The following is a 15,822-nucleotide window of genomic DNA, read 5'->3' as shown; positions in this document are numbered from 1 at the left end:
CCGATCCTGGTGTGTCAGTCGGTCTTGATGAATGTGACGGTGGTGGCCCTGGCCCGACGGAACTCCTGGAAGCGGTGCCGAAGGTCGAACCTGCCGGAGCCGCTGTACGGCTGGAAGATGTCGAGCCCACGCCCGAGCAAGATCCGCCAGCCTGTGTCCGTGGTGATCTGGCGGTCGTGGATGCCGGGCCGGAACTCGACATCGAATTCCACACCGCCCTCGGCCACGGCATTCTTGATCTCCAGCAGCCCGATGAGCTGGGCCCTGTTCCGGTCCTCGCTCGTCTTCTCCTCCGCCGTGACCAGCTTGACGGACACCGTGTCCTCCGCGGCCTTCGCGCCGATGACCTCGAGCAGGAGATCGTAGAGGTTGCGTACTTGGTACGGCGCGCGGATGTACGGATCGATGATCTCGATCCTCGTCGCGCCGACCAGATGTGGCAGAAGCAGATTCGCGTAGGAATGCCCGATCGAATCGTCGGGGACGTCGATGACCCCGGTGAAGAGCTCCTCGACGTACGGGCCGTCGGCGGCGGCCACGGTGGTCCCGCCGAGCGGCACCCTCCCGCCCGCGTTGTCCGACGGTGCCTCACCCCGGTCCGCGTGATCGCCTTCTGCGACCGCCGCATCGCGGTGATACAGACGCGGATAGTCGAGTTCCTCGCGCGTCGCCACGTCGTGCCACGCGCCGCGGGCGTCCGTGTACCCGAAGGTCACGTCGTCCATGGTCGAATCGATGCGGAGGATCTGATCCTTGACGCGCTTACGACCCTCGATGGCGAACCGCAAGAGCGTTTCGATCTCGGGTGGCTGCGCTTCGCCTCCCGGGTGGATCAGCTTCATCAGACCGGAGAAGGTCTTGCGCACTCCGTCGCGATCGCGCTGCGAGATCTGCTCACTGAGGGTGAACTCGCCGGCGTACCGGTCGGAGAAGTCGAGCGAGCGCAGATGCCGCAACGCCTCCGCCAGGTAGTCCACGACGAATCCGTACCCGCTGGTGAACAATTCACGGCGGATTATCTCCACCTCCCAACCTGGGAGGTAGTGATGGATCCGGTCGAGGTACGCGGCGTCGTGATACGACTCGGGCAGCGCTTCGAACAGGTCGGAATGCGCGAGCATCGTCGGGACCGGGCGAGAGGTGTTGCCGATGAACACCATCGACGCCTCGGCGGTCTGGGTGTCGGTGCCGCGCGAGAACGACTTGTTCGCCATGTAGTTCTTCATGATGTCGACGAGAGTCTTGTCGACGCGCTTCTGGCCCGCGAACTCGTCGAACGCGACCACGTCCCAGTAGCCCACCAGGCCGATCGACTTGCTCGCGTTGTTCACGAACAGCTTCGCCGCGGTCACCTCTCCGCCGGAGATGAGAGTTCCGTGCGGCGAGAACTCCGAGTACACATGCGATTTGCCGGTCCCCTTCGGACCGAGCTCGACGAGGTTGTAGTTGCGCTCCACGAACGGCACCAGCCGCACCAGCTGCAGCAACTTGGCCCGGGGCGACAGCTTCGACGGCTCGAAGCCGATCGTGGAGACCAGCAGGTCGATCCACTCGTCGGTGGTGAACGACTCCCGCGCGGCGATGTACCTCGCAGCATCGAACTGACCCAGCTGGATGGGCCGCAGCGCCGCGATCATCCATCGATCGTCCGTCGCCTCGCCCCCGAGGTACTCGACGTCGACCATGCACCACACGCCCCCGGTGAGCAGCTTCCGGTTGTTCCGGACGGTGCCGTCATCGATCGGCACACCGCGTAGTCCCAGATTTCCGAACGAGGCGGTGTGCTTGTCGCGCTTCTCGTCGAGCACCACCGAGATCTTGTCGATCACCCGGTGTTTCCCGCGGTCCCGGATCGTCGACTTGATCAGCTCCGCCTCGCCGCGGTGCACGTAGTGCTTGGCGAGGATGTCCCGCACCGCCTCGATCCCGGACTCGATCGTCGCTGGATCGTCGGTCGCGCAGTACTGCGCGAGGAGGAACTCGAGCACGTAGCCCGGCACGACCGCGTTGCCCTTGATCCGCCCGACCAGATCCTTGCGCACCACGAAGCCGGGGAACTGCACGTTCGCCTTGGCGTCCAGTTCACTGGTATCACTGGTGCCCGAATCGGGTTCAGCCGAGGGATCGTCGTCGATCGGAACGTTGCTCACCAGATCGCCCGCACTGTCAGAAAGCGTCATTGAAACCTCCGAAGCCGCGCTGCAGTGTCGCGGTGGTGCTCTGGTAGGGAGTTGTCTGACCGTTGATCCGCTCCTCCGCGCGGATCGTGATCACCTGGCCGTTGTACCGCTCCGCCTCCTCGTTCAGCACGAGTTCGACGGTGCGGCCCCGGTCGCGGATGTCCTGCGCCTCGCTCGCCACATCGACCGTCCGCTCCCCGGATAGCAGCGCACCGTCGGGCGCGTACACACCGATAACGAGCTCACGGCCGCGTGTCTTGCCCTGCACCGGGTCGCGTTGCAGCAGGGTGACCATGACGGTGCTCGTCGTGATTGTGGGAGTGCTGACGTTGACGTCCACCGTCACCTTGCTCACCGCGGAGTTGCGCCCGCGAATGAGCGTCACGAGTGGCACGACCACCTCCTGCAGCGACGCCCCGCCGTGCACGTACTGGTAGCCGGCTCCCTGCTTGCGCAGCCTGTGCAATCCGCGCGGAATCTGCACTTCGTCTCCGCTGTCGTAGCCGAGCGCCTGCGGCGTCCACGTGCGGAAGGCGGCTTGGTCCTTGAGTCCGTCGCCGATCACGTGGCGGCGTCCGAACGCCACCACTTCACCCTGCGGCGTCTCGCTCAAGTACTCGGTGGGTTCGAGGTCCGAACGCTGATAGAGGAACCCGTGGTCCGCCGTGACCAGGACGCGACTAGCGCGCATCTTCCCGCTGCCGAAGCTCTTGATGATCCGCAGCAGGTCGCCCACCGCGGTCGCACAGGCGTCAGGGACCTGGTGCGGCGCCTTGTGGCCGGCCTTATCAATCGTGTCGTGGTAGACGACAAGCGCATCATTGCTCTGCCACAATGCGTTCCGGTCCGCCGGACTCATCGACATCACCTCGTCGAAGTCGATCGCCGTGGCGTGCACCTTGGCCCACAGCGCGTTCCGAGCAGGAAGTCCGGAGGTGGAAGCACCGTCGGCCCGGACGGACTCGCCGTGCAGGCTGAGCCTGCTGTGGGGCAGCATCGTCGCCATCCCCGCGAACGTCAGGGAGGGCAGGGGCGCGAGCCGTGGTTCGACGGTGGCGTCGAACCAGTCGTTCTCCCGGTTCACGCGCTGCGCGAGCTCGAGACCCACCTCGTAGCGGAACGCATCGGAGATGACGACAAGAGTCTTCGCCTTCGCGGGCAGGTCGTGTGCGGCGAATCCGCGCAGGGGCTCGACTCCCGGTACGGCCCACTCCGACAGCGCGTCGACCTGCTCCTGCCACGCGGCGGCAAGCGGGCGCTGGTACTTGAGGAGGTACTGCTTCTCAACCTTGTCCGCCAGTTCCGTGGGCAGCTCGGTCTCGGCGGTCGCGAAGTAGTTGCGGAAACTCCGGTACGCACCGTCAATGGGGGCCCACGAGGCGGCGTAGCTGCGGACACCGTCGGTGGCGTCCGCCATCACGGGCAGGAAGGCCTCGATCCGGGTGAGGCACTCCGCAGCCGCCTCAAGCGCGGCGTAGGAGTGCTGCTGGTCGATGAACCACGTGGTAGTGCGCCGCTTCGCGAGGATCTCGCGGACCGCATCGGGCGCGAGTTCTCGCCGGTGGATGGCGGCCGCGAGCCTGCCGATGACGGCCTCGTCGACTACCGGGAAGACGTTGGTCGCGGCCAGCTGGTCGAGCGCGTGGTCGGCATCTCGCAGACGGTCAGCGATGTTCAGGTCACGCTCGGCGGTCCGCGCCAAGTATCTGAACAGCTGGTCGTACTGACGGCCGTCGCGCAGCCGCTCGAAATCGATCCGCGCCGGGTTGCGGGCTTCGGGCCACTGCTGCCAGGCCTGGTCGAACAACCATGTCACCAGGCCGGCTACGCTCGGTGAGTCGGTTCGGTAACCGTAGATATCGGCGCAACCGCTCCACAGGAAGTCCGTCAGGTCCGCGTCCGCCAGTGCCTGATACCCGGTGTCATCGTCGTCGGCGTAATCCACGAACAGCGCGGTCACGATGTCCTGCAGCCGATGGCTGTCCTTCCCCTCCAGCCCCAGGACCTCCGCCGAGAGGAACGCCAGTACCTTGGCGGCGAGATCCTTCGGTGGAAGTGTTGGATCGACGTCGGCCAGCCGCGCGCGTACCGCGGCAATCCGGCCCGGTACTGCGAACGCGAACGAATGCCGCTCCACGACCGGGTCGACGTCGCGGTCGGTCAGCCCCAGTTCGTGGACCAAGATTGCCGCCGTGTCGGCCGTGAACACGCCGTACCCGGCTTCCAGGTCGAGGAGCCAGTTGTCCGGCCGCGAAGGCCTCTCCCCGGTGCGGTACACGAGGTGCCGGCGCCGCCTGTCGCGCACCGGGTCGTCGAGGTCCGCGTAAACCCGCGTCTTGATCCCCAGCTCATTGCCCTCGACCCGATGCACGACCACGTCGTAGGCCCCAGCGCCGAGGACGCCGACGATCTCGTCGAGACCTGCGGAGTACTCCCCCGAAACGTCGATCCAGGTGATGACCGGGCTGCTGGCGAACCGTTCCGCCAGCAGCTCGCCAATCCGGTTCGACGGTGCTGCCGTCACGACAGACCCTTCACGTACTTCAGGACCGCGCCGAGCTTCGGGTAGTTCTGCTTGACGCCGTCGTCGAGGTCGAGCGCGATCTCCGCGGTGGACAACGGGAACAGCGTGGTGGTCACCCAGTCCTGCACCTCGCGCCGCACCCGAGTCAGCTCGTCCTGCTCCTTGATGAGATCCCTCGCCTCAGACTTGTCAGCGGTGTCGAGGGCGTGCGCGATGGTCGTGAGACGGGCCTCTTGCTTATCCAGCATGTCATTCGCGTAGTTCTCGCGGACGATGCCGAGCGTCGTCGGCGTGTACCGGTGCAGGTAGACCAGCGCGTTGAAGCCCTTGTTGGGTTGCTTCGAATTCGACGACACCTGCCAGTAAATCGGGCGGTTCGAGTACATCTTGAGGTGATCGGCGTAGAAGTCCTTGAGAAAGTACTGCCGCAGATCTTTCCGCTTACCCAATCCGAGCGCGTGTTCGATCCAACTCACGTTTGCGGTGAGATTCTCTTCGCCGAACGCGACGGATAGGAATTCCCGAATACGCGAGAGGATATCGTCCGGGAAATACTCATTCTCCGTGATCGGTACGATCCCGTCATCGTCCGGTCGAAACCGCGAGTTCGGTACCTTGACCTCAAAATCTGCGATGGTCGAACCCGCATCCGCCAAAATCAGACCAGGTTCATCCAAGCTGTACCGGCCCATGATGCACCCGACGGCGTATGACAGGAGCTCCCGAGCAAGGTCTTGATCGAATAACGCGCGGTATTCCTCTTCGCGCCTGGAGCGCGAATTGCTCGGACGGTACCTGAAGTGCGGATTAAGAGTCACCGACACCTTATCGATGGATACGGCGACAGGAACCTCCGCCTGCAGGCCATACGCACGTGCGAATAGTTCGTTATTTCTCTGCTCGAGCGAGCGAGCCTCTTCCGCAATAGCGATCGAGTTTCCCCACAGGATTCCCGAGGCCTCAACCAGATCCGAGCAACCCAGACCAATCGTCGGATGTGAAACAAAATCCCACGAACACTCCCGAGCATTCCAATCCGATCGAAATATCGAGACCAAACGATCTACGCACTCACATACATCGTCAAGCACGTCAGCAATCACCGGTAGATTCCTGACCTGGCCCGCTTCGACGTTGATAGTCGGCGACAGAGCCGCGACCGTTTCACTCGCGCAGGTAGAGTTCAGATACCCAAGAAGGTGGGAGAACGAGATCCCCTGCTCCGGGAATATCGACATTCCAGCAACGTCAAATACGAATCCGGGCGGAAAGTATCTAAACGAGGTATCGCCGGTACCGACCTTCGACCACGAAATCGACGGACGGAAGTAGAAGGAGCGAGACCTGGGAAACGAGTGGCCGAAGCTCTCAATTCTCCTACCCGCATCTTGCCAGTCCACAACTTCAGACATGTTACCGAACCACCGACGAAACTGCCCACCCTTATTGTAGGGAAACCAACGAAATTCAACATTTCGAGAATCCTCTTCGGAGAGGCATTTCGAAGTAAAGCGCGAGATTGCCACTTCATGCCATTGGCGAACGAACCGTTCATTCTTACCAGTGGTGAGACCATTGACCACGTTCGCTACACTCCCAAGCAGCGAGTGACTGTGAAAGGACGACCGCAATCCGTCGGACAACCAATACACGATCGGAGACTCGGGCACTGCCTCAAATTCGTTCATTGAACTGACGAAACGAATTCGCGCGTCACCTTGTGCGTTATTCGCCTGAACTAGACAGGATCGTTTTTCCTCTTCGGATCGACCTTCGACAAGTCGAAAGAATTGCCCGTTTCCAGTCCGCCGGGATGCGATATCAACAACGAATGCGGTGGTCTGCACGACTTCGCCGCCGATCGAGTCGAATCCCCTCGCTCCCAGATGTGCCATGGTCACGATGTGCCCCCACTCTGGCAGCCGCGCGCGGAACTTGCGGTACGAGGTCAGGAACATCCACGACTGCATCGTCACCATTGCGACCGAGCCGGACGGACGAGCGAGCTCCGCGTTCCGCTCGATGAACATCGCATAGAGGTCGGCCTTGGTTTCGGGGAACCGTGCCTTCGCGAAGTCGCTGAGCTGCCCGCCCATGTTGCCGCTGCCCAAGTAGGGCGGGTTGGCAACGACGACGTGGTACTGATCGTCCTCCAGCGCATCTGCCTGCCGGTACAGGCGGCGCGCCCGGACGAGGACCTCGCGACGGGCCTCGAAGGTGGTGTCGGCACCGTCGGACTGCTCGGCGTCGGTGAGGATACGGCGCAGGACGGCCATGCCGACCGGGTCGACGCGGATCAGCGAGCCGAAGGTGTCCGCGTACACGAACGCCTGCAGCAGCGATTCCAGCGCTGCGCGGTCATCGCGACAGAGGCCCCGCGCCAGCAATTCCACATCGTCTCCGTCGAAGGTCAGAGGCTCGATCCGAACGATGTCCGGGCGGACGGGGGCACCGTCGACCTTGCGGGTGAGGAACCTACGGTCCTTCTCCCGAGCCTTCATGGCAAGCGCGAACGACGCGAGCTGCGCGGCGCGCGAGTCGATCTCAAGGCCACGAAGGTTGTGGGTGAGGATCTTCTGCGGAATCTCGGTGCGCGCGTAGCCCGCTTCCTCGTAGATGTGGAAGAGCAGGTCGAAGGCGTAGGTGAGCATGTGGCCGGAGCCGCAGGCCGGGTCGACCAGGCGGATCTCCTCGGGCGATTCGACGGTGATGCCCGTGTCGGGTTGGCCCTCGATCGGCTCGACGAAGTACGGCATGTGCTCGCGCAGAGCGCTGTTCGGGCGAGAGCGAAGCCACAGCCGCCCCAGGGAGTTCTCGACCAGGTACCGCACGATCCAGTGCGGCGTGAACAGCTGGGTGACGGCGGGAAGTTCCGCTGCGTCGATCGGCACCTTGGCCTTGTTGATCTCGTCCTTGAGATCGGAGTTGTAGAACTGATACAGCCAGCCCACCACTTCAACGGTCGCGCAGGCATCGTCGTCCATCACGGTGACGGCCCGCTCGCGAACGGAGGTCGGCGCGAGCAGGTCGGCCGGCACCAGTAGGCGGATCCAGTCGGCCGGGCCGGTGAAGACCTCCGGCATCGACGGGTACCAGGCCACGAACATCGCGCGCAACAGGAGCGTGTAGGCCTCGAGTTCAGGATTTTCCGAGGTGCGCCGTCCGCTGAGCAGAGCAGACACCTCACTGCGCGTGCGCTCGGAGATCTCATCGCCGAACTCGCCGGACTGCGCCCGGAGGAGGATCTCGGGCAGGTTCGACGCGGAATCCGCCGCGGGCGAGACCACACGGTAGGGCCCGGAGAACCCGCGCACGTCCATGAACCGGGCCGCTGTGAGGCGGTTGAACCAGGTGTGGGCGGCGGTGTCCGCGACCCAGGTCTCGCCGTGTTCGGAGACCGCGGCGCGCAGTCCTGTGACGTCGTTCGGGTACTCGGCGGCGATCTTCGGATCGTTCAACGCCTGGGTCACCAGGCCCGCCATCTGATCGAGGAGGGTGACGCGAGCCGCGGTGGCGAACTTCTCCAGCTTCGACGAATCCATCAGAGGATCACCGTCTTCCCGGCCTCGACCGCGGCGCGGAGGCCCGCGCCCAGCTGCTCGATGTAGCGATCAACATCCGCCACCGTGCGCAAGGTGGCTTGCGCGCCGGGCACATCGATGTCCGAGACGTGCACAGTGACCGTGATGGGCTTCTTGGGAGGATTGCCGCCGCCCCGCCGCTCGTCGGGTTCCGGCTCGGCGCCTCGACCCCCGCCGTCCTCGCTCGACGCGCGCGCCGCGACGAGCACCTCGATCGCCGCCCGGTACGCGGCCTCGAACGACTGCCTGGCCATCGCCACGGCGCCCCGCGTGTTGTGAGCGGCTACCGCGTTCCGTGAGATCTGCAGAGCGCGGATCGCACGCTCGCGACCCGCCGGATCTGCGTCCAGGTACTCCTGCTTGGTTTTTAGTTCGGCGATGCGGTCGTCGATCGCCGTGGCGAGCGCGTCGCGATCTCGCGCCACGGCACCGTCGACGTGCGAGAGCAGGCGCTCGTGGACCCGCTTGATCCGCGGCACGACCTCGCCGCGCAGGAAGTCGGGGTCGCCGAGATCAGCTCTGAGCTGCGCGAGGTCGTCGCCGTCCGCGTCGTGCAGCTCGGCTTCCCGGTCCTGCAGGAACCGCTTCGCCGCAGCGATCACGGCCGGCTGTTGACCGTTGAGGAACCCCCGAATCGGATCGAGAGTGTCCTCCTTGAGATCCAGCAGATCGTCTGCGTCGTCGAGGAACTCACCGAGGTACCACTCGGCCGGCCGCCCGTCCACCAGCGCCCGCAGCCGGGCGGCCGCTGCCCGGACTTTCTCGGTGAAGGGGTACGGCTCGCCGGCCCACCGCGCCACCTCGTCGGCGGTCCCGGCCAGCTCGGTCCGCACCTTCTCGATCAGGTCGTCGGTGTTCGAGAACGTGTCGCTGGTGTCGCCGAAGTCCGTGAGGAACCGCTGCAGCTTGCGCACCTTGGCGGGGTCGTGCGCGCGCACCTCGTCCACATGGATCTGACGGTGCTTGTGCCGGTTCGTCAGCTCGCCGGCGATCTCGCTGCGGACGAGGGTCCGCGAGTCGAGCCGCAGCCGCACCCGCCCTGTGACCACGGCATGCGCGATGATGGCGAGCACCGCCGTCGTGGACCACCCGAACGGCGGCTTCGCGAAATGCTCCACGAGATGACCGACGGTCGCGTCCACCTGACGCGTCTTCGCGTACTGCACCTCGTTGACCACCGTGCGTGCCAGCTCGTCGAGCGACGAGGTCACGTCGAGGTCGAGAGTGTTCTCGTCGCGCAGGATGCGGCCGATGTCGCCGTCCGTCAGACTCGAGGCGGCGCGTGCCTCGTTGATCCGCAGGTACAGCGATTCGATCGCCACCTGCAACCCGGCGTTGACCCGATCCTTCGCGCTGCCGCCGCCAACCTGGATGATCGTCCCGTTGTGGACCAGATCGGCGTTCGCGACGGCACGCGCCACCTCCGCACGTACGGCGCGCCCGCGCTCGACGTTCGCACGGCCGTGAGAGGCCAGGATTCGCTGGCGCGACTCAGGCAACGTCGACTTCATCTGCAGTTGCACATAGCTGTTGGTGCGGACGAAGAGCTCTATGTCGTCCCTCGTGCGGTCCGTGAGGTCCAGCACCACGAACAGCGCGCCCGCCGCCCCGATCGATTGCTGCTTCACATCGTCGACGGTGCGGTACCCGTACGGGGTGATGAACCGGACGCTCAGCGGCTCGGTTCGCCCCTGCCGCTCGTCGTCTAGCCATCGCTCGAGCCCCAGATCCACACCTGTCGCGTCGTGCCGGATCTTGCCCCCGACACCCGTGGCGGCCACGATCTCGTCGTTGAGGAGCTTCTTGACGTCGGCGTCGTTGCGGGCGTGGTTCTTGATCGCCTTCTCGACGTCCTGTTCCTCGTTCGTCAGGTACGAGTAGGCGCTGCCGGAACGCTGCACATAGGTAGCCCGCTCGAGTTCCTTGAGCGCACGCTCCACGTCGGTGTGCAGGGCTGCGATGTTCGCGTCGATCTCAGGGGTCAGCAGCACCGACAGCGACTGCGGCGTGGCCTCGAACCAGTCGACGTACTTCGTCATGAGCAGCGCCTTGAGCAGCCGCAACTGCAGGTCTCGATCGGGTCCGGTGATGTTGCGCGACGCGCTAATCACGTTCTGCTTGATGTCGGAGTTGAGCGACTTCTCAATGCCGTCGAAGAACATGTCGAACGTGGCGAGCTCGCCCACGCCAGCCGACTTCATCGACGAGCCGATGTCCTTGGTGACTCCCAGCAGCGAACGCTCACCCACCGACGAATGCTTCCCCGTGAATGCATTGAAATCCGAAAGGCCGCGCATCGCGTCGTGGAACAGCTCGAACTGGTAGTCCACGAACGGGTAGGTGTTCACGAAGTCGGACTCGTTCGCGTAGCTGCTCAACGGGCGCTGGCTCTGCAACGCGAACAGCGACCGGAACCGCTCGTGCTTGCTCTCATAGGTCCCGGACAGCAGCTCCACGCCGTCCGGCGTCTTCTCCAGTAGGCGCCGCGAGACCACGTCCTTGACGTTGCGAGAATCGAGTTTGAGCGCAACGGCGAAGCGCGCCTGGATCTTCGAGAAGTCCTGCTGCTGCTCCTTCGTCCGGTCGCCCAGGATCGATTCGAGCACCTCCTGGGAAGTCACGAACACCCAGGCGCGACCACGACACCGCGAGTGCAACGACTCGGTGATGGTCTGCAGGCTCAGCATGAGTTGCGTGTTCTGCCCGATGAACTGCCCGATCTCGTCCACGAAGAAGGCCAGACGGTGCCCGGCCGGTTGCGCATCGAGCCACTGCGCCACTTCCTCGGTGAACGCCTCGATCGACGTGGCACTGTGCGTCTGCCGGTAGGTGGCGAGCGGCGCCGAGATCGATTGCCCGGTCACCTCGGCGTAGGCCTTTTCCGCCGCAGCGTCGGCGAACACCGCGAGTTCGCGGCCCTGTTCCCACGGCTTGCCGTAGTGCCGCTCGAAAGCGGCCTTGAACTGATCGAGCACGCCCTGCGCCGCCAGGTCGCGCTCGAACCGCGCGATGTACGGGCTCTTCCCGTACAGCCCGGCCGCGTCGTAGAAGACCTGCACGAACACGTCGAGCAGCGCGCCCGGCTCGTCCTTGTTGTTCTTGTCGACCTTCTCGTCGATGTTGAACAGCAAAGAGGTTGCGGGGATCGCCGCCGCGCGCCCCAGGGCGCCGCGGACGATCGCGTCCTCGGCCGGCAGCTTCGCCTGGAAGTCCGGGACCACGTCCGAGCGGGAGAGCTCCGCTCCCGGCACATCACCGAGGAGGTAGGCGAGCATCTTGAGCAGATGCGACTTGCCCGAGCCGAAGAACCCGGCGATCCACACCCCGTTCGACGGCGCCTCGCCCGGGAAGGTGTACGCCTCCAACAGATCCCGTAGGTGATCGGCCACCTCCGCGGTGATCACGTATTCGCGCACCTCGTCGCGCAACTTCCCCGAGCTGGACGCCTTGACGACGCCGTCCAGTGGGCGGTCGATGTCCTTCGCCAGGATCTCTTCCAGATTCGTCACGGGTTCCCCAGTTTCAGCAGGTCGAATGCGCGGTAGTAGTCGTCGTCGAGGAGTTGCCCGAACAGCACGAGAGACGCTCCCTGCGTGGGCGATTGCCGGTACTCGCCCGGGAAGACCAGCACCACGGGCAGATCGGACAACAGTGGCTGCAGGGTGTTGAGAATCGTGTGCGCCCGGACCAGCGGGTACAGCCGCCCGACGTGGGTCAGCACCACCACCTGGGGCGTGGGCTCCTGCGCGCGGATGATGGAAGTGATACGCGGCGACAGGTACTTCTGCGGCGAGATCACGTTCCCCACGTCCGCGAACGAATCCTTGGGCAGCGCGGACTCCTGCTCGAGGATCGCGTCCCACTGGCCGGTCTCGGCCCACATCGCCCGCGCGAGGGCCCAGAGGTCCACCTCGCACACCTCGATGCCGTCCGCGCGGAGCCGACCCACGAGGCGCTTGACCTGCGCACCCACTTCCGGCTCGTCCGCGGCGGGATGCCCGAGGATGAAGTACGGCACTTCGCCGAGCTGCCCCCGCATGTGCAGGAAGTCGTCCGAGCGCATCACCGCGTACGCGCGGTCGAACCGCTCGGCCGGCGACAGATCCTCGTGGATCGGCTCAGTCATGACGGCCCCCTACCTCGGCTCCGATGCCCGCCAACTGCCCGTCGTGGAGCGGAAGACTCATCACCAGTGACGCGTCCAGCTCGGAGATCACCTGTGCCGTGTCCGACGTCAGCGCCGCCGCGACGACCCGACCGGCTTCGTCCAGGAACCCGGCATCCCGAGCCATCCGGAAGGTGGTCTGGCGGAGTTTCACCCGGGTCGACGGTGCCGCGTCCCGCAGCGCGTCCACCCACGCGGACTGCACGTTCCAGAACGTCTCGAAATCATCGGGTTCGACGAGCGGGCGCTCCGCAAGAAGACGATCTCGGAGCACTTCGCGGCCGAAGTCCCGCAGTAACCGGTAGCGAGCGCATGCCGCGACCCACATCAGGATTCGGGACTGCGCGCCGGGACCGTCCGCGATGATTCGCAGACCGGCCCGAGGCACTACAGCGAGACGCTGCACGGCTTCGCTCGTGACGCGGACCGTCGACCTTCGGACCCGCTGCTGGACGACATTCCGTTCCACCGCAACAGACCATGCGCGCGACGCATCGCCTTCGGAAAGCAACAGCCCCGCCACCGCAGCGCACTCGTTCATCAGCAATCCGCCGGTGGTGAAGGACAGGCGGTAAGGCTCCCCAGCCACCGATGCTCACCCCCGTCCAAATACACCGAACCGGACGATCCTCCCATGTATACATGGTGGCTCCGACAGGTGGGCGCCCTCAGGCTTGATCGGTGCCGAAGTCCCCGATCGAGGAAGAGCTGTCGCACCGGCTCGGAACCGAGATCGGACGGCTGCGCGTGGATCGCGGACTCAGTCAGGAAGCGCTGGCCGCCGAGGTCGGGATCAGCACCAACCACCTCCAACTTTTGGAGAGCGGACTATCGGATCGGCGCAAGGGCACGCCGGCGAACCCGCGGTTCACAACCCTCGTCGCACTCAGCAACGCCCTCGGCGTGAACCTCTCGGACCTGATCCGCCGGATCGCCGAGTAGCCACTTCCCGTTGAGAAGCGCCGGTCCGAACCGGACAGAATCGGAGAGTCGTCGTCCAGCGAACGCCCTCCCTCGCAGCCTCCGACATCCCCGATACACTGGACCGTCGCTGACGATCTATCGAACGGGAGGTGCACGATGGCGCAGTCGGCTGCGCAGCTGTACGCCGCGTTCACGGACAACGCCGATAACGACGTCGCACTCAGGCTCCTGCGCTCTCCCCACGCCGTCGCGTACCTGGCCCTGATGGCGGCACGCCTCGGCACGGGCCCCGTCGACGCGGAGGAGCTGGGGGACGCGCTCACCGTCGACCTGCAGTCCCTCCAGAGTCACTTCACGGAACGGGCGCGCCCCGTTCCCGCCGGCCCGGACGTCCTGGACCAGTGGGTCAAGCACGGCTTCGTCTCCCGCACCCTCGACGAGAACGACCGCGAGGCGATCCAGCTCACCCGCGGCGCCACCACCGCACTGGGCCAGGTGCAGGCCGTCTCGCTGGACCGCAACGTCGCCACCGAGACGGCCCTCGAGCTGGTCACGGCGCGGCTGTCCGCGGTGGCGGTCACCGTCAGCGCCGACCCCGACGATCACCTGCGCGCCCTGGACGAGCAGATCGCCGAGCTCACCCGGCGCCGCGAGGCGCTCCGGGCGGGCCTGATCCCCGAGTACGACCGCGACAAGGTTGTCGACGACCTCAAGATCGTCAGCTCGCTCGCCGAGCGCATGCCGGCCGACATCCTCGGCTACGGCGAGAAACTCCGCGAGCACACCCGCGCACTCCTCACCCACGGTCTCGACGCCTCCGAGTCCAGCGAAGCCGAGGCCTACGCCAAGACCCTGCAGCGCCTCTTCGACGGTCACGACGAGCTCGCGAACACCCCCGAGGGCAAGGCCTTCGACGCCTTCTACACGCTGCTCTCCGACCACCGCCTGCGTCGCCAGCTCGAGACCTCTGTCGCCTCGGTGGTCCACGAGATCGACCTCCCGGACGACCTCAGGGACTCCCTCACCGGCTTCCTCGACCGCATGTGGATGCAGGTCCAGCGCGTCGACGAGATCCGCGGGCAGGTGTACCGCCGCATCAACACCTTCGTCAAGGACGGCGATTTCCTCCAGTACCAGTCGCTGCGCGCCCGGATCACCGAGGCACAGCGCGCGGCCGTCGACGCCTTCGACACCGTCTCCGCGGGCCGCGACACCGGCCTCGCCGTCCCGATGACCGCCGTCGACACGAGTTCCGTCGGCGCCCTGCGCTTCCACGACGGCATCGTCACCCTGCCGCCCGAGGTCCGCGAGACCTCGGGCGAGTTCACCATCGACCCGGCCCGGCTCGTCGGCCGCGAGGCCATCGACTGGGACTCCCTCGCGTCCGCCATCAACGCGCAGGTCGGCATGTCCGACGGTGTCACCCTCGCCGAGGTCCTCGCCGCCATCGAGGCACCCCGCGCGGGCGATGTCGTGGGCATCTGGTCGCTCGGCGCCCGGTACGGCACCGTCGACGCGGACCGTCCGGTCACCGTCGTCGCGCACACGGCTCGCGGGCCCCGCGAGCTGACGGTGCCGCACGTCGAGTTCGCCGCCGCGCTCCCGCCCCTGACCCCCGCCTCGGCCGCGCCCGAGCCCACGACACTCTTCGAGCAGGAGGCCTGATGTCGGACGAAGCCCTGGACATCGAGACGCTGGACGTGCCCGCCGACGAGGCACTCCCCGAGATCGACCTCGCGGACTTCAGCATCGCCGACGAGGACGCGATCAAGTCCTTGCGCGGCGCCGACACCGCGCCCCGCTTCGACGGCGACACGTCCGCGCTGCCGAACTCGGTCTGCTACGCCCTGCAGGAGCTGATCGCCGCCCCCCACGTGTCCGCCAAGTCGAAGAACTGGGCCGTGATCGAGGCCGAGGAGACGCTGCTCCGCAGCCGGCTCTCCGAGCTGAACCTGCTGCTCGAGATCAACCGCGAGACCAAGCACGCCTTCACCCGGCAGGTCAGCGAGAACGATCCGCGTCAGCGCAATCTGCTGCGTGCACAGAGCCTTTCGCTCGCCGCGTCGGTGCTCGCCCTGTTCCTGCGACTCAAGCACCTCTCCAGCCCCGACGAGACGGCCGTCGTCGAGCGACAGGAGATGCTCGACCACCTGCTGACCTTCCGGCCCGCGCGCGACACCGACGAGGCCGGCTTCGTGAAGAAGGCCGACGCCGCGATCAACCAACTGGAGACGCGCCGCCTGATCCGCCGCATCGGCACCAGCGATCGGTACGCCGTGCACTCGGTGATCGCCTCGCTGCTCACCCCCGAGCAGGTGGACCTCTACACCGCCGCATACCGCGATCTCGCCAGCACCGACCAGGATCTGGGCGAGGCGGCAGCGCCCGTCGACGACGCGGACGGCGACGGCACCGTCGACCTCGATGAGCAGGAGGCGCAGGCGTGAG

The 15,822-nt window shown here is 65.7% G+C and carries 9 protein-coding genes; 3 read left to right on the top strand and 6 right to left on the bottom strand.

Annotated elements, in window-relative coordinates; genetic code table 11:
- Positions 1 to 14 precede the first annotated feature (14 nt).
- The 6 genes from brxL to AXK60_RS03060 are packed head-to-tail and all read right to left on the bottom strand — an operon-like array spanning position 15 to position 13,039.
- The gene (gene brxL / locus AXK60_RS03085; RefSeq protein WP_082777755.1) at positions 15 to 2,180 is read right to left on the bottom strand and encodes a BREX system Lon protease-like protein BrxL; all 2,166 of its coding nucleotides are present in this window, start codon (positions 2,178 to 2,180) and stop codon (positions 15 to 17) included.
- On the bottom strand, positions 2,167 to 4,704 hold the full coding sequence (gene pglZ / locus AXK60_RS03080) for a BREX-1 system phosphatase PglZ type A (RefSeq protein WP_068569482.1): 2,538 nt from the start codon (positions 4,702 to 4,704) through the stop codon (positions 2,167 to 2,169). Before pglZ ends, brxL begins: the two co-directional genes overlap by 14 nt.
- Positions 4,701 to 8,246 (bottom strand): BREX-1 system adenine-specific DNA-methyltransferase PglX, encoded by a 3,546-nt coding sequence (pglX, locus tag AXK60_RS26125; RefSeq protein WP_068569481.1) that lies wholly within the window; start codon positions 8,244 to 8,246, stop codon positions 4,701 to 4,703. The genes pglZ and pglX overlap by 4 nt, the downstream gene beginning before the upstream one ends.
- Complete coding sequence (gene brxC / locus AXK60_RS03070; protein ID WP_068569480.1) at positions 8,246 to 11,794, bottom strand: BREX system P-loop protein BrxC; 3,549 nt, start codon at positions 11,792 to 11,794, stop codon at positions 8,246 to 8,248. The genes pglX and brxC overlap by 1 nt, the downstream gene beginning before the upstream one ends.
- Positions 11,791 to 12,411, bottom strand: coding sequence for a DUF1788 domain-containing protein (locus AXK60_RS03065; protein ID WP_068569479.1), 621 nt, complete (start codon positions 12,409 to 12,411; stop codon positions 11,791 to 11,793). The genes brxC and AXK60_RS03065 overlap by 4 nt, the downstream gene beginning before the upstream one ends.
- On the bottom strand, positions 12,404 to 13,039 hold the full coding sequence (locus tag AXK60_RS03060; RefSeq protein WP_068569478.1) for a DUF1819 family protein: 636 nt from the start codon (positions 13,037 to 13,039) through the stop codon (positions 12,404 to 12,406). The genes AXK60_RS03065 and AXK60_RS03060 overlap by 8 nt, the downstream gene beginning before the upstream one ends.
- 92 nt (positions 13,040 to 13,131) lie before the next feature.
- Between AXK60_RS03060 and AXK60_RS03055 the strand changes: the two genes are divergently transcribed.
- The 3 genes from AXK60_RS03055 (at position 13,132) to AXK60_RS03045 (ending at position 15,821) form a co-directional block, all read left to right on the top strand.
- Positions 13,132 to 13,392, top strand: coding sequence for a helix-turn-helix domain-containing protein (locus AXK60_RS03055; protein ID WP_068569477.1), 261 nt, complete (start codon positions 13,132 to 13,134; stop codon positions 13,390 to 13,392).
- Positions 13,393 to 13,530: 138 nt separating this feature from the next.
- The gene (locus AXK60_RS03050; RefSeq protein WP_068569476.1) at positions 13,531 to 15,039 is read left to right on the top strand and encodes a DUF3375 domain-containing protein; all 1,509 of its coding nucleotides are present in this window, start codon (positions 13,531 to 13,533) and stop codon (positions 15,037 to 15,039) included.
- The gene (locus AXK60_RS03045; protein ID WP_068569475.1) at positions 15,039 to 15,821 is read left to right on the top strand and encodes a DUF4194 domain-containing protein; all 783 of its coding nucleotides are present in this window, start codon (positions 15,039 to 15,041) and stop codon (positions 15,819 to 15,821) included. The genes AXK60_RS03050 and AXK60_RS03045 overlap by 1 nt, the downstream gene beginning before the upstream one ends.
- Position 15,822 lies beyond the last annotated feature (1 nt).

Source organism: Tsukamurella pseudospumae (genome assembly GCF_001575195.1).
GTDB classification, from domain to species: Bacteria; Actinomycetota; Actinomycetes; order Mycobacteriales; family Mycobacteriaceae; genus Tsukamurella; species Tsukamurella pseudospumae.
The sequence above is the reverse complement of the archived record's forward strand: the minus strand, read 5'-3'. Positions and strand labels throughout refer to the sequence as shown.

Excerpts from the sequence above, each read along its gene's own strand:
- brxL (WP_082777755.1), bottom strand. The coding sequence starts at position 2,180 with ATGACGCTTTCTGACAGTGCGGGCGATCTGGTGAGCAACGTTCCGATC.
- pglX (WP_068569481.1), bottom strand. The coding sequence starts at position 8,246 with ATGGATTCGTCGAAGCTGGAGAAGTTCGCCACCGCGGCTCGCGTCACC.
- AXK60_RS03065 (WP_068569479.1), bottom strand. The coding sequence starts at position 12,411 with ATGACTGAGCCGATCCACGAGGATCTGTCGCCGGCCGAGCGGTTCGAC.
- AXK60_RS03050 (WP_068569476.1), top strand. The coding sequence starts at position 13,531 with ATGGCGCAGTCGGCTGCGCAGCTGTACGCCGCGTTCACGGACAACGCC.
- AXK60_RS03045 (WP_068569475.1), top strand. The coding sequence starts at position 15,039 with ATGTCGGACGAAGCCCTGGACATCGAGACGCTGGACGTGCCCGCCGAC.